This window comes from Pedobacter sp. AC212 (genome assembly GCF_979258625.1).
In genome coordinates, this window is record NZ_OZ409870.1 from 353701 (window position 1) to 368290 (window position 14590).

The window sequence follows — 14590 nt, forward strand, 5'->3', positions numbered from 1 at the left end:
GCCTCAGAAAATTCAATTGGTGCAGAATAGATAAGCCTTAATAAACCGCTAACCCTATGAGAAAAATCTACTTATTGCTGGGCGTCGCATTGTCGCTTGGAATCAGCTCCTGCAAAAAAAGTGAGGGTGGCGTTGAACCCCCTACACCGATAGACCCAACAATACCCACAACACCTTATATTGCTGACAATAGTTTTAAGGTTGTAGCTTATTTTCCAAGTTACCGCGATCCAAATGGAGTTGCCGATGCAAAATATAAAATGATTACGCATTTGTTTTATGCTTTCCTAAATCCAAATACGGATGGATCTTTAGCCAACCTCGAACAACCCTCACGGTTTTCGTTGGTAATGCAGAAAGCGAAAGCAAATGGTGTTAAAACAGGAATTTCGGTTTCGGGCACCCGCAGCATTTTCATTGAAATGGCTGCTTCAGTAACAGCAAGAAAGCTTTTTGTAAAGAACGTTGTAGCTTTTGCCCGGACCAATAACCTTGATGGCGTAGATATGGATTGGGAATATCCAAGTACCGCAGATGGATCGGCAGATAATTATGTGCTCCTGATGAAAGAACTTTCTGATTCGCTGCACAAATATCACAAGTTTTTAAGTGCTGCCATAACTCCCGGAGTTTATGCCGGTAGCATTCGCGATGGATTAAAAAGCGAGGTTTTTCCTGCTGTTGATTTCTTTAATATCATGGTTTATGACGGTATTGGCTGGGATAAGAATGAACCCATCCAGCATGCTTCTTACAATATGGCAGTGGCCAGCTTGAATTATTGGATGGGCACACGTGGTATGCCAAAAGAAAAGGCGGTTTTAGGAATTCCTGCTTATGGAAAAAATGCTTCGAATGCTTCTAAAGCATATCGCGATTTTGTAGCCGCCAATGCTGATGTTAATTTGGATTACGCCACAATTGATGGTGTTCAGTATTATTATAACGGCATACTAACAACGAAGAAAAAAGCTAAACTTGCAAAAGAAACTGCCAATGGCATCATGTTTTGGGAATTCTATCACGATGATAACGGCAACAAATCAATCATTAGGGCAGCCAATGATGAATTGGGCAGAAATTACAATTAATAAATGAATACCAATTTCAGATCGGTTAGGGGGCCATTCTCTAATAAAATTACCATTGATGGAGAATCCTATCTTTATTTCGGCGGAACGGCTTATCTCGGGATTCCACAAGATCAGGATTTGATCGATTTATATATCGAGGGCATTAAGAAATTCGGTTTGAATAACGGCACCAGCAGGAGTAATAACATTCAATTGGGCATTTATGATGAAGGCGAATGTGAAGCTGCCCGGCGATTTTCTGCTGAGGATGCCTTAATTACATCCAGCGGTTATTTGGCGGCACAACTTACCGTTAGAACTTTAGCCACGTTTGGAAACGTTGTTTATGCTCCTTCCACTCATCCTGCATTGTGGTTAAACGAATCTCCTGAAGTATTGTCGTCGTCTTTTTTGGAATGGAAAACTGAGGTTGTTGCATTAATTAATAAGGCTGAGCAGCAAAACTGGGTGCTGATTAGCAATTCGATGAACAACCTTTTCCCTGAAATTTATGATTTCGACTTTCTGAAAGAAATCTCATCTGATAAAAATATAATACTGATTGTTGATGATTCTCATGGAATTGGGGTAAACAACAAGGCATTAGGCGCCTTTGCTAACTTACCGAAATTTAAAAACTTAACTTGCGTGGTTGTTGCATCTATGGCAAAAGCACTTGGGGTAGACGCAGGAATAGTGCTCGGCGATAAAAAAATAATCAGGCAACTTAAAAGCAGCAACATATTTGTAGGCGCTTCTCCCCCTGCCGCAGCTGGAATTTATGCATTTATCCATGCTGAAGAAATTTATCGTCGTGCTTGGAAGAAGCTTCAGGAGAATATATCCAGGTTTAGAAATTCCTTAAATCCAACCTGGAAGTTTGAGCAAGATTTTCCAGCTTACTTTCTCAATTACCCAGCTTTAAGCGATGATTTATTAAGAAAAAAAATCCTAATCTCTTCTTTTCCTTACCCAAACGCAGATAGTGACACCATACACAGGATTGTACTGAGTAGCTGGCATGAGCCAGAGGATATTGAAACTTTAATAAGAGCCCTGGTTTAAGTCTAAGTAAGACAAGTATGGCACAAACCAATAAATTTTCTAATCTTTATAAAATGAAACGATTGATTTTTTTCTTCTCGCTATGTCTGCTATTGTCAACTGCTGTTTTAGCGCAAAATACCGAAGTTTGGGTTGTTCGCCATGCTGAAAAAGACAAATCGAACCCTGAAGATAAAGATCCAAACCTTTCGGATGAAGGCAAAATTAGAGCGGGTGACTTAGCTACGTTTTTGAAAAAGGTGAAGTTTGATGTAGGATACAGCACAGCCTATAAAAGAACGCATCAAACATTAGATTCGTTAATTATCCCGAAGGTTATTAATTACACTGACCCGAAATCATTGGTAGACTCCGTTAAAAAAAATTATAGCGGTAAAACCGTAATTGTTGCTGCTCACTCGAATACTGTTTTAGAAATTATTGAAGCTTTTGGTGGAAAACGACCAATGGAAATGCTAACCGACGATGATTACGATTATATTTTTCGATTAACGGTGAAAGATGATAAAGCCAAGGTGAAAAAAGATCAATACGGAAGACCGCATCATCTGTAGTTGGGAGTTGAGGGCTTGGAGTTGAGAGCTTGTTTACAAACTTTTTAAAACGAATCGCAATCGCATAAATGACTAATGAACCAATGAACCAGCGAACTTGCTATAGTTTCTCAAAAGGAATATCCATCAAATCATATTGTTGCCAGCCAGAAAAATCATAATGCCACCATTCGTTATCTAACACATTCAATTGATATTTCTTCATGGTGTTAATTAACAAATCGCGGTTCTTTTTAACTGCTGCTGACACCGGCTCATAGTTAGCTGCAGCTGCAGCTGAAAAACTATCGTAAGGTGTTGCCATTGCCACTTCTTTTCCCGTTTTTAAATCAATTAACGTTAAATCTACGGCACAACCTCTGTTGTGTTTTGAACCTTTCGCTGGGTTAGCCACAAAGTTTTTATCGCTGGCCTTTTTATAAAACTCAACAGTGATAGCGTAAGGGCGGTAGCCGTCGAAAATCTTTAGTCCGTAACCTTTTTTATTTAATTCCCTCTGGATTTTTTTTAGCGATTCTACAACTGGTTTGCGAGCAAAAGCCTTCGCCTGTTTGTACATCACCTGTTTCATAAAATTATTCTTCGTAGCATAACGAATATCTAATTTGATGTTAGGAATTGCTTTTTTAATCTCTATCAATTCATTATTCGGATTGGTTTTTATAGATGCCAGATATTGGTTGTACGAACTCACCACCACGAGTTTTGCCGGCGAACTGTTTTGAGCGAAAGTTGAGAATGAAAAGATCAGAAATAAAAAGAGGAGTTTGATTTTCATGTTAATGGGTATTTCACTTAGGTCGTCGTTGCTGAGGCACGAATATGATTACTGATTCGAAACCACGAGCAACTCCAAATCTTTAAATGGCAAATTAAACATATCGGCAAGATCTTTATTTGTACAATTTCCCTGGTAAATGTAAAGTGCTTCGCGAATGCCTGGATTATTCCAAACCATATTCATCAATCCTCCAAACTCACCAATATCCAGTAAAATTGGCGCAAAAATATTCGTCAATGCGTAAGATGCTGTTCTGGGAACCCGAGATGCGATATTCGGAACACAATAATGAATCACATCATACTTTCTAAAAATTGGATTGGTGTGGTTAGTTACTTCCGAAGTTTCAAAACAACCGCCCTGATCAATGCTAATGTCGATCACCACCGAATGTGGTTTCATTTTAGCCACCGTTTCTTCCATCACCACACAAGGACTTCTGCCATGACTGGCACGGATAGCACCAATTACTACATCGCAAGTTACAATAGCTTTATTTAAAACAATCGGCTGCATCACTGATGTAAAAACTCGGCTCCCTAAATTGTTTTGTAAACGGCGCAACCGATAAATCGAGCTATCAAAAACCTTTACTTCAGCACCAAGTGCCAATGCTGTTCTGGCGGCATATTCTCCTACCGTTCCAGCGCCTAAAATTACAATCTCTGTCGGCGGAACCCCTGTAAAACCACCTAACATCAACCCTTTTCCACCGGTAACATTGCTTAAATATTCGGCAGCAATTAAAATTGAAGTAGAGCCTACAATTTCACTCATTGCCCGCACTACACTCAACACATTCCCCTCATCACGCAAGTTTTCAAAACACAAAGCATTAATCTTTTTCTGCATTAATGCTTTCAAATAATCTTGCTTTAAAGTTCCGGTTTGCAACGAAGAAATCAAGGTCTGCCCTTTGTGCATCATCTCAATTTCTTCCAGCATGGGTGGTGCAATTTTCACCAGGATATCCGAATCGAAAACCTCTTTTTTATCATAAGCGATTTTTGCACCTTGCTCAGCATATTCTGAATCAGAAAAATTTGCAGCTGTTCCTGCGCCACTTTCTAATATTACCCTATGGCCATTGTTAACCAACAACGCAACCGAAAGTGGTGTTAGCGCAATTCGATTTTCCTGAAAAGAAATTTCTTTTGGTATTCCGATGTTCAGGCTATTTTTCCTGTTTCTGGTTTCTAGTGTCGCCTCTTGTGTTTGCAATAAACCCTGACGAGCGATATCGGCCATTCCTTCGCGTAATCCTGTAGCCATGCTGCTTAAAAATATGTTAGTTTTAGGTTGTTCAAGGTACGGAAAATGTAATAAATATCAGTCTCTTAAAAGTAAGAACACTCCAAATTGTTATTTCCACACTACAGCAACATCATTAAAGATAAAGGTACCTTTCTCAAATAGCCCCGTTCTATAATAACTTAGCCCAATCAATTTTATCATTTGCGTGGAGGGCAATACGTTCTTGATAATAATTTTCGTTTCTAAAGGAGTTTCAGTATATAGCATATTTCTCGAATTCGCATCGCCAATTTTAACGTCGAAGGTTGAAAAATTATTACCCTGAATATCTGTTAAACTAACTTTTTCAAATTGGAATTCACTGTTAGCCTTGTGGTTGATTATAAAACAAGTGACTGTCATAGTTTGCTCTTTTATGTTGCCTTCACATTTAGTGAAGTTAAAGGTTAGGCCACCTTGCTCAACACTTTTAACAGGAGTTAAAATATTTAAAGACTTTCGAAAATATTCGTTCTCTTTAGACAGCGCTTTAATGCTTTCAGCGAGCTGATCATTTTTCTTTTTCAAAGAATCACACTGTAAATTTTGTGAAAACCCGTTATAGACAAAACTGATACACACGAGGATAAGGCGAGATTTTTCATATTGCTTTTTTAAATGAATATAGCAATAAGTTGTAAGATTACATTAGTGAATTATACCTTACTGAAACTGAATACTCTCCGATTCTCGTCGACAATAGCTATCTCAACTTTTACAAGATGATCTGGCAATAACTCGGCTACTCTTTCAGGCCATTCAATCAAACAAATGCCTCCACCATAAAAGTACTCTTCGTAGCCTAAATCGTATGCTTCCTGAATATCTTTGATGCGATAAAAATCAAAATGAAATACCGAACCGTTAGGACTTTCATATTCATTTACGATAGAATAAGTTGGGCTCGAGACCACATCCTCTATGCCTAACGTTTTGCAAAAAGTTTTAATAAAAGTGGTTTTGCCTGCGCCCATTTCTCCATCGAAAATGAAAATTTTTTCCCCCTTAGAAAATTCTAAAAGTTGTTGCGCTACCTGAGGCAAATCTGATAAACCATTAATTGCTATCTCCATTTTAAATTAATAAAGGCAAAAGTAATACATAAATGCATTACTTTTGCCTTCTTGTTCCGCTTTAGGATTTGGATATTATCTCGGCGAATACGTTACCACCGGGATAATCATTTCTTCCAATGAAATTCCTCCATGCTGGAAAGTTTCATTATAGTAATTTACAAACTGGTTATAGTTATTCGGGTAAACAAAATAGCTGTCCTCGCGGGCAAAAATATAACTGCTGCTAATGTTGATTTTTGGCAACAAAGCATCATGAGGGTTTTTAATTAGAAAAACCTCTTTAGCATTAAAATTCAGGTTTCTCCCTTGTTTGTACCTTAAATTTGTGTTCGTTGCCCTGTCGCCAATAACCTTAACCGGTTTTTTAACGCGAATGGTTCCATGATCGGTGGTGATGATTACTTTCACTTGTTTCTGTGAAATTTTCTTTAACAAATCCCAAAGTGGAGAATGCTCAAACCAAGATAAGGTTAGCGAACGATAAGCGGCATCGTCGTTTGCCAATTCACGGATCATCTGCATGTCGGTACGGGCGTGACTTAACATATCAACAAAGTTGAAAACAATTGCATTGAAATCATTCTGAAGCAAGTTATTGGTTTGCTCAACCAAATCTTTCCCTTGCTCAAATGTTAAAATTTTATTGTAACTAAATTTGCAATCCTTTCTTAAGCTACGCTTGATGTTGTCGGCCAGGAAAGTCTCTTCATGCATATTTTTGCCACCTTCATCATCATCATTTTGCCAAAGCTGTGGGAAACGTTTTTCCATATCTAAAGGCATCAAACCAGAAAAAATTGCATTACGGGCATATTGGGTTGCTGTTGGCAAAATACTGGTGTACATATCTTCCTCATCAATTCTAAAATATTCAGAAATTAATGGGTTAATAATTTTCCATTGATCATAACGCAAATTATCGATCAGAATAAAAAATACTGGCGTGGTATCATTAATATGTGGGAAAGCTTTTTTCTTCAGCAATTCATTAGAAAGTAACGGCGCCTGATCTTTGTTTTTAATCCAGTCGAGATAGTTTTCTTCAATAAATTTGGTAAACTGAGTATTTGCTTCCTGTTTCTGCATGGTTAAAATCTCATGCATCTGCGGGTCGTCAAGCTTCTCCAGCTCCAGTTCCCAAAAAACTATCTTTTTGTAAACATCTACCCACTCTTCATAATTCAATCTATCGCCAAGCGTCATCCCCAAACGGCGAAAATCCTGCTGGTAAGCCATTGATGTTTTTTCGCTTACTAAACGTTTGTTATCAATCAGCTTTTTAATCGTTAATAAAACCTGTTTTGGGTTCACCGGTTTAATTAAATAATCATCAATTTTACTTCCAATTGCATCCTCCATCAAGTTTTCTTCTTCACTTTTGGTGATGAGTACAACAGGCACATCCGGATTTAGATTTTTGATGGCAGAAAGGGTTTCAATGCCACTCATTCCGGGCATATTTTCATCTAAAAAAACAAGGTCGAAATGGGTTTTACCGAAAGCTTCGAGCGCATCGTTACCATTGGTAAAAGTGGTTACTGCGTAACCTTTATCATTTAATAAAAGTATATGAGGTTTTAACAGGTCGATTTCGTCATCGGCCCACAATATTTTAGTTTCTTGCATGTTTTTGTAAAAATAGGTACGTATTGCCTTTTTATTTTGGCGGGTAAATCAATCTATAAATAAAAATAGCAATTTTTGTACCGTATCTATCTATTTAACTATTTTTAACGATTGAATAAGAAGAAAATAATAAACGATCCGGTTTACGGTTTCATCAACATTCCCTCAGAACTGGTTTACGATGTCATTTCGCATCCCTATTTCCAGCGTTTACGTTACATAAAACAACTAGGAATGACGCATTTGGTATATCCAGGTGCTTTACATACCCGTTTTCATCATGCTTTGGGCGCCATGCACCTCATGGGTTTGGCTATCGAAGTTTTAAGAAGTAAAGGCCATACAATAACCGAGGGCGAAGAAGAAGCGGCTATACTGGCTATTTTACTACACGATATTGGGCACGGACCATTTTCGCATGCCCTGGAACACTCGCTGGTTACGGGCATTAAGCACGAAGATATTTCAGCAAAGCTGATGCATGATTTGAATGATCATTTTGGCGGCAAACTAACACATGCAATAGAGGTATTCAACGGCACTTACCCGAAACGATTTCTTCATCAATTGATTTCCGGACAGCTGGATTTAGACAGGATGGATTACCTGAACCGCGATAGCTTTTTTACCGGTGTGAGTGAAGGGGTAATCAGTTTCGATCGGATTATCAAAATGTTTAATGTATTTGATGATGATTTGGTGATCGAAGAAAAAGGAATTTATTCAATTGAAAAATTTCTGATTGCTCGCCGTTTAATGTATTGGCAGGTTTATTTGCACAAAACGGTTATCGCCGGGGAGATGATTCTGGTGAAATTACTGGAACGGGCAAAGGAATTATCCGCCACAGGCGAAGATTTATTTGCAGCGCCTTCATTAAAATATTTTTTCGATCACGATATCAGCGAAACTAACTTTTTTTCGCAACATGAAAATCTCGAGCATTTCACTAATCTGGATGATCAGGATATATATGCGGCAGTGAAGGTTTGGGTAAAACATCCTGATAAAATACTATCAACGCTTTGCCAGATGCTTACCTCAAGAAATTTATATAAAGTAGAAATGAGCAATGAAAGGGCACCTGTAGATCGCGTTAATTTCTTGAAAGACGCTACCGTTGCTTTACTTGGAATTAAGCCTGAAGAAGCGAGATATTTCGTGTTTACCGATGCGATACAAAACCGGGCTTACAATGCCGGGGTTGGAAACATCAAGATTTTAATGAAAAATAACGATATTGTTGATATTGCCAAAGCTTCGGATTTATCGAACCTGGAATCCTTACAGAAAACAGTAGAGAAATATATTCTCTGCTACCCAAGAGGGATTTAAGATTAATTAACAAAATATTTAACTTTTACTGCCGTTTTAAGTCTTACTATTGTGTAAAATATACACGGTTTAACCTTGATAGGTTTTTTTGTTCATATCAATTTAACATATACCTTTGTACGATGCAATTTACTGCAAAGCAGATAAGCGAGTTTTTAAACGGTTCCATCGATGGTAACCCCGATGCAGCTGTTACCGAACTTTCTAAAATAGAAGATGGTAAAGAAGGCTCCTTGTCTTTCCTTTCTAACCCGAAGTATGAAAACTTCCTGTATTCCACGCAGGCTTCGGTAGTGATCGTATCAAAGGATTTCGCCCCTACACAACCCTATACCAGCACATTAATTCGTGTTGATAATCCATATAGTTCATTTACGGTTTTATTGGATAAATACAACGAAGCGGTAAACGCACAAGCTGCTCAATCTGGTATTGATAAGTTAGCTTTTGTACATCCAACAGCTAAAATTGGCAAAAATGTTTTTATTGATGCCTTTGCCTATGTTGCCGAAAATGTGGTAATAGGCGATGGAAGCAGATTAAATGCACAAACATTTGTTGGAGCAAATTCCAAAGTTGGCGAAAACAGCACTTTTTTCCCCGGTGTAAAAATTTATCACAACTCAATTGTTGGCGATCGTGTAATTATTCATTCCAATACCGTAATTGGAAGTGATGGTTTTGGCTTCGCTCCGCAGAAAGACGGAACGTACAATAAGATTCCTCAAATTGGAAATGTTATTATAGAAGATGATGTCGAAATCGGTGCAAATACAACTGTAGATCGTGCTACAATGGGTTCGACTATTGTAAAAAAAGGTGCGAAAATCGACAACCTAATTCAGATTGCCCACAATGTTGAAATTGGCGAAAACACGGTTTTAGCCGCTCAATCTGGTATATCCGGAAGCACGAAAATCGGCCCCAACAGTGTTGTTGGCGGTCAGGTTGGTATTGCAGGGCATTTAACTTTAGCTAAGGGCACCCAAATTGGTGCACAGGCCGGAATTAATTTCAACATCACCGAAGAAAATAAACAATGGCATGGTAGTCCGGCGCAACCCTTGCGCAACTGGATGCGTGCCTCGGTAATTTTTAAGCATCTACCCGATGTGGAAAAAAGAATAAACGCTCTAGAAAAAGAATTGGAAAGGCTTACCGCCGAATTGGAAAAGAATACAATACACAATGAACGTTAGACAAAAGACGATTAAACAAGAAATATCAGCCGCAGGTGTTGGTTTACACACAGGCGCTAATGTTACCCTTACTTTTTGCCCTGCGCCTGAAAATCATGGCTTCAAATTTCAACGTATTGATTTAGATGGACAACCGATTATTGATGCAGATGCAGATAATGTAACCGATACTTCTCGTGGAACAACTATTACACAAAATGGTGCAAGCGTGAGTACTGTTGAACATGTAATGGCCTCGCTTGTAGGAATGGACTTAGATAACGTTTTAATTAAACTTGATGGTCCGGAAACCCCGATTATGGATGGCAGCTCCATTCAGTTTATTGATTTATTGGAACAAGTTGGGCTGGTTGAACAAAATGCCGATCGTGAATATTTTACCATTCCTCATAACATCACCTATACAGAAGAAGATAGAAAAGTAGAAATCGTGGCTATGCCTCTAGATGACTACCGCTTTACTTGTATGATTGATTATAACTCGCCGGTTTTGGGCAGCCAACACGCTGGAATCAACACCATTGCCGAGTTTAAAAAAGAAATTGCTTCTTGCCGTACCTTCTGTTTCTTACATGAATTAGAGTATCAGCTTTCTCACAACTTAATTAAAGGTGGAGATTTAAATAACGCTATAGTTATTGTGGATAAAGAAGTTACTAAAGACGAATTAAGCCATTTAGCTAAACTTTTTAACCGTGCTGATATTGATGTGGCTCCGCAAGGTATTTTGAATAATATGGAGTTGCGCTATCAAAACGAGCCTGCCCGTCACAAATTATTAGATATGATTGGCGATTTAGCTTTAGTTGGTATGCACCTAAAAGGCCATATTATGGCAGCTCGTCCGGGCCATGCCGCTAACGTTGCTTTTGCCAAAAAAATAAAAGCCGCTATTAAAAAGGAAAAGAATAAAAAAATTCAGAAAGTGTACGATCCAAGTGCTAAGCCATTGTACGATGTTGTACAGATTATGGAAATTTTGCCTCATCGGCAGCCATTTTTATTTGTAGATAAAATTCTGGAGCTTTCTAAAAACCATGTTGTGGGCGTTAAAAACGTAACCATGAATGAAGAGTTTTTTAAAGGGCATTTCCCTGGCGCACCTGTATTTCCTGGTGTAATTCAAATTGAGGCGATGGCACAAGTGGGTGGTATTTTAGTTTTAAGTACCGTTCCAGACCCGAGTAATTACCTTACCTATTTTTTAAAAATCGATAACGTTCGCTTCAGAGCTCAGGTTCTTCCAGGCGATACGATAATTTTCCGCTGCGACTTGCTTGAACCGATCAGAAGAGGTATTGCTCAGATGAAAGGTGTTGGTATGGTTGGCGAAAAAATCGTTGTAGAAGCCGAGATGATGGCTCAAATTTCAAAAGTTAAACAAGCAGAACCAACCCAATAATGATACAACCTTTAGCATACATACATCCTCAAGCCAAAATTGCCGAAAATGTGGTAATTGAACCTTTTGTAGTGATACATAAAGACGTTGTTATTGGAGAAGGAACCTGGATTGGCTCGAACGTAACGATTATGGACGGTGCCCGTATTGGCAAAAACTGCCGTATTTTTCCAGGAGCAGTAATTTCTGGCGAACCGCAGGATTTGAAATTCGCCGGTGAGGTTACTACCGCCGAAATTGGTGATAATACCACCATTCGGGAGTGCGTAACCATAAACCGGGGCACAAAAGACAAATGGAAAACAACCATTGGCAGCAACTGTTTAATCCAGGCTTATTCGCACATCGCACATGATTGCGAGGTAGGCAATAATTGTATTTTCTCAAACAGCACGACTCTGGCCGGGCACATTACCATTGGAAACAATGTTGTTCTTGCTGGCTTGGTGGCTATTCACCAATTTGTTAAAGTGGGTTCTTACGCATTTGTAACTGGCGGATCGTTGGTTCGTAAAGATGTTCCTCCATATGTTAAGGCTGCCCGGGAGCCACTTTCTTATGCTGGTATTAACTCTGTTGGTTTGCGCAGAAGAGGTTTTACCAACGAACAGATAGATGAAATTCAGGAAATTTACCGTGTTCTTTTTGTAAAACATAATAACGTAACCAAGGCTTTAGATATGATCGAGGCCGAATTCAAACCAACAGAAATTCGTGATGAAATTGTAGATTTCATTCGCAATTCTAACCGTGGTGTAATGAAAGGTTTCGGAATGGGCAGCTAAGCCTCGAGCAGAAAGACCAAAGCTTAAAGCAATTATTCATGAGCAATTTAACACTAATCAGAACCAATTCAGACAATCCTGATTTTCGACAACTGGTTATTTTGTTAGATAAAGATTTAGCGGTTAGAGATGGTGATGAACATGCTTTTTATGCTCAATTTAATAAAGTAGATGCGATTAAGGAAGTTGTTATTGCTTTTGAAAACGAAATCACAGTTGCTTGCGGCGCAATAAAACTTTTCTCTGGAACAGCAGCCGAAGTCAAATGCATGTTTGTTCATCCTGATTACAGAAAGCAAGGTATTGCAGCCAAAGTTTTATCTGAACTGGAAAATTGGGCTGCAGAATTAGGCTTTAGTCGAACGGTTTTAGAAACTGGCAAAAAGCAACCAGAAGCCATTGCTTTATACCAGAAAAGCGGCTACAAGATTACACCGAACTATGGTCAGTATATTGGTGTAGACAATAGTGTTTGCATGGCCAAATCGCTAAATGTTTAATCACTAATCGCCAAACGCTTAATGAAAATCGTTTTAAATAATGTTGGCAGAAGGTTTAATAAGGAATGGATTTTTAGAAATCTCAGCACCGAATTCAGCACTGGCAACAGTTATGCTATTTTAGGCCCCAACGGTTCAGGGAAATCTACTTTATTGAGTGTTATAACTGGAAGTTTAACACCATCGGAGGGAACACTCTCATTTTCTGATGATAAAGAAATTGCCATAGAAGATATTTACAAACACATTAGTTTAGCTGCACCTTATTTAGAACTGGTAGAAACCTTTACTTTGAAAGAAATAATTAATTTTCATTTCAAGTTTAAGAATTTCGCGGCCGGCGTTGATGCTAAATCTTTGATTTCCATCTTGGGTTTAGAAAAATCAGCTAACAAAGAAATTAAGTACTTTTCATCGGGAATGAAACAACGAACTAAACTGGCTTTGGCCTGCTGCTCTAACTCGCCAATATTATTTTTGGATGAGCCCACGAGTAATTTAGACGTTCAGGGGATAAGTTGGTATCGAGAATTGATTGAAAAATTCACAAAAGACAGGTTAACAATAATTGGTTCAAACCAAATTCAAGAATACGATTTCTGCACAAAACAGATTCAAATAACTGATTTTAAATAGTATACACCCGCAACTCATTTAGAAGAAAACACTTCTTTTGTCATCATTTTGTATTATAAATTAATTTTAATAAAAATATTTTTTAATTGATAAATAGTTCTTACCTTTGCACCACCAAAAAGAGAAAGAAATTTTTTATTTATCTCTTTCAGGAAAACGATCATATTGTCCGTTTAACGGAAACAAAATATAAGGCTTTAAAAAGCGAAAAATTTTTTCATAGTTTAGTTTGAGGTTTAGGTTGATTATGCCTTTGGAGTGGTTCCCAAAGGCATTTCTTTTATACGGAAGTTTTTTTATCGAAAAAATCGTCACTGTGAGGCACGAAGCAATCTCTCCGTCAACATATTGCTTCGTACTTCGCAATGACGGAAATGGCGCATTACAGGAGTAAGCTTTTGTTTCTTGTAAAAATTGAAGTTCTCTAAACCCGATTGCACGACAATACTTTTTTGATAAACCTACTAGGTTTATTCTTACAAAAAAGATTGAAGTAAAAGCGGGACTACCGCAACCGATTATTACAGGTTTTGCTTTCCAATCAATAATCGTTTATTTAACTTTGATGCTCGAAAAAATCATAACATATAATGGCAAAGGCATCAGAAGTAAAAAGCGGAAACGTGCTTCGTTTTAACGGTGAGTTAACAAGTGTAGAAGAATATATTCATCGTACGCCAGGCAATTTAAGGGCGTTTTATCAAGCTCGCATGCGCAACGTTAAAACCGGAAAAATTGTTGAATACCGTTTCCGTACCGATGAAGAAGTGACCATTTGCCGTGTTGAAACCAATGATTATCAGTATTTATATGAAGATGGCGATTATCTTGTAGTAATGGATAATAATACTTTTGAGCAGTATAACATCCCAAAATTACTTTTCGGAAGCTCAATTAAATTTTTGAAAGAAGGTATGAATGTCACCATCGCTTTTGAAAGTGACGAGCCGATTGTTGCGCAATTGCCGAACAGTGTGGAGCTGGAAGTCACCTACACAGAGCCAGCCGTTAAAGGTGACACATCTACGAGTGCTCAGAAATATGCTACAGTAGAAACCGGTGCCGAAATAAGGGTTCCATTGTTTATAAACCAAGGCGACAAAGTGAAAGTAGACACCAAAACAGGCGACTACATGGAGCGGGTGAAGTAGAAAATTTAAGCTCTAAATTTCCTTAAACCTTAAGCCTTATCACTTAATCGTTTATAGGTTTTTACTAAAATAATTTTACCTTTGCCGACACAAAAAACTGAAATATAAATCCAA

General features: G+C 38.1%; 15 protein-coding genes. 10 read left to right on the forward strand and 5 right to left on the reverse strand.

What is annotated here, in order from left to right; all coding sequences use genetic code 11:
• The first annotated feature begins 56 nt into the window (after positions 1-56).
• Genes ACZZZC_RS01520 through ACZZZC_RS01530 form a run of 3 tightly spaced genes read left to right on the forward strand, consistent with a single transcriptional unit; the run spans position 57 to position 2692 of the window.
• Positions 57-1091: a glycosyl hydrolase family 18 protein gene (locus ACZZZC_RS01520; RefSeq protein WP_463486433.1), complete on the forward strand. Its 1035-nt coding sequence runs from the start codon at positions 57-59 to the stop codon at positions 1089-1091.
• Positions 1092-1094: 3 nt separating this feature from the next.
• Positions 1095-2138, forward strand: a complete 1044-nt coding sequence (locus ACZZZC_RS01525; RefSeq protein WP_463486434.1) for an aminotransferase class I/II-fold pyridoxal phosphate-dependent enzyme — start codon at positions 1095-1097, stop codon at positions 2136-2138.
• A 53-nt stretch (positions 2139-2191) separates the two neighbouring features.
• Positions 2192-2692, forward strand: a complete 501-nt coding sequence (locus ACZZZC_RS01530) for a SixA phosphatase family protein (protein WP_463486435.1) — start codon at positions 2192-2194, stop codon at positions 2690-2692.
• 100 nt (positions 2693-2792) lie between these two features.
• Here ACZZZC_RS01530 and ACZZZC_RS01535 read toward each other — a convergent pair whose 3' ends face one another.
• From ACZZZC_RS01535 to porX, 5 genes are all read right to left on the reverse strand, one after another.
• Positions 2793-3470, reverse strand: coding sequence for a M15 family metallopeptidase (locus ACZZZC_RS01535; RefSeq protein WP_463486436.1), 678 nt, complete (start codon positions 3468-3470; stop codon positions 2793-2795).
• Between the two features lie 48 nt (positions 3471-3518).
• On the reverse strand, positions 3519-4745 hold the full coding sequence (locus tag ACZZZC_RS01540; RefSeq protein ID WP_056850650.1) for an alanine dehydrogenase: 1227 nt from the start codon (positions 4743-4745) through the stop codon (positions 3519-3521).
• Positions 4746-4835: 90 nt separating this feature from the next.
• Complete coding sequence (locus tag ACZZZC_RS01545) at positions 4836-5294, reverse strand: hypothetical protein (protein ID WP_463486437.1); 459 nt, start codon at positions 5292-5294, stop codon at positions 4836-4838.
• Positions 5295-5422: 128 nt separating this feature from the next.
• Positions 5423-5839: a tRNA (adenosine(37)-N6)-threonylcarbamoyltransferase complex ATPase subunit type 1 TsaE gene (tsaE, locus tag ACZZZC_RS01550; RefSeq protein ID WP_463484521.1), complete on the reverse strand. Its 417-nt coding sequence runs from the start codon at positions 5837-5839 to the stop codon at positions 5423-5425.
• Between the two features lie 75 nt (positions 5840-5914).
• A complete protein-coding gene (porX, locus tag ACZZZC_RS01555; RefSeq protein ID WP_463484522.1) occupies positions 5915-7468 on the reverse strand; it encodes a T9SS response regulator signal transducer PorX in 1554 nt (517 codons plus the stop codon).
• Positions 7469-7579: 111 nt separating this feature from the next.
• Here porX and ACZZZC_RS01560 point away from each other — a divergent pair, with 111 nt between their 5' ends.
• From ACZZZC_RS01560 to efp, 7 genes are all read left to right on the forward strand, one after another.
• Positions 7580-8803 carry an HD domain-containing protein gene (locus tag ACZZZC_RS01560; RefSeq protein WP_463484523.1) on the forward strand — a complete coding sequence of 408 codons (1224 nt, stop codon included), beginning with the start codon at positions 7580-7582 and terminating at the stop codon, positions 8801-8803.
• A 122-nt stretch (positions 8804-8925) separates the two neighbouring features.
• Entirely contained in the window at positions 8926-10002 is a 1077-nt protein-coding gene (gene lpxD / locus ACZZZC_RS01565; RefSeq protein WP_463484524.1) for a UDP-3-O-(3-hydroxymyristoyl)glucosamine N-acyltransferase, read from the forward strand.
• The gene (locus ACZZZC_RS01570; protein WP_463484525.1) at positions 9992-11404 is read left to right on the forward strand and encodes a bifunctional UDP-3-O-[3-hydroxymyristoyl] N-acetylglucosamine deacetylase/3-hydroxyacyl-ACP dehydratase; all 1413 of its coding nucleotides are present in this window, start codon (positions 9992-9994) and stop codon (positions 11402-11404) included. The genes lpxD and ACZZZC_RS01570 overlap by 11 nt, the downstream gene beginning before the upstream one ends.
• Positions 11404-12189 carry an acyl-ACP--UDP-N-acetylglucosamine O-acyltransferase gene (lpxA, locus tag ACZZZC_RS01575; RefSeq protein ID WP_029274294.1) on the forward strand — a complete coding sequence of 262 codons (786 nt, stop codon included), beginning with the start codon at positions 11404-11406 and terminating at the stop codon, positions 12187-12189. Before ACZZZC_RS01570 ends, lpxA begins: the two co-directional genes overlap by 1 nt.
• A 38-nt stretch (positions 12190-12227) precedes the next feature.
• On the forward strand, positions 12228-12689 hold the full coding sequence (locus tag ACZZZC_RS01580; RefSeq protein ID WP_463484526.1) for a GNAT family N-acetyltransferase: 462 nt from the start codon (positions 12228-12230) through the stop codon (positions 12687-12689).
• A 21-nt stretch (positions 12690-12710) separates the two neighbouring features.
• Positions 12711-13325 carry an ABC transporter ATP-binding protein gene (locus ACZZZC_RS01585; RefSeq protein WP_463484527.1) on the forward strand — a complete coding sequence of 205 codons (615 nt, stop codon included), beginning with the start codon at positions 12711-12713 and terminating at the stop codon, positions 13323-13325.
• A gap of 590 nt (positions 13326-13915) precedes the next feature.
• Entirely contained in the window at positions 13916-14476 is a 561-nt protein-coding gene (gene efp / locus ACZZZC_RS01590) for an elongation factor P (protein WP_463484528.1), read from the forward strand.
• Positions 14477-14590 lie beyond the last annotated feature (114 nt).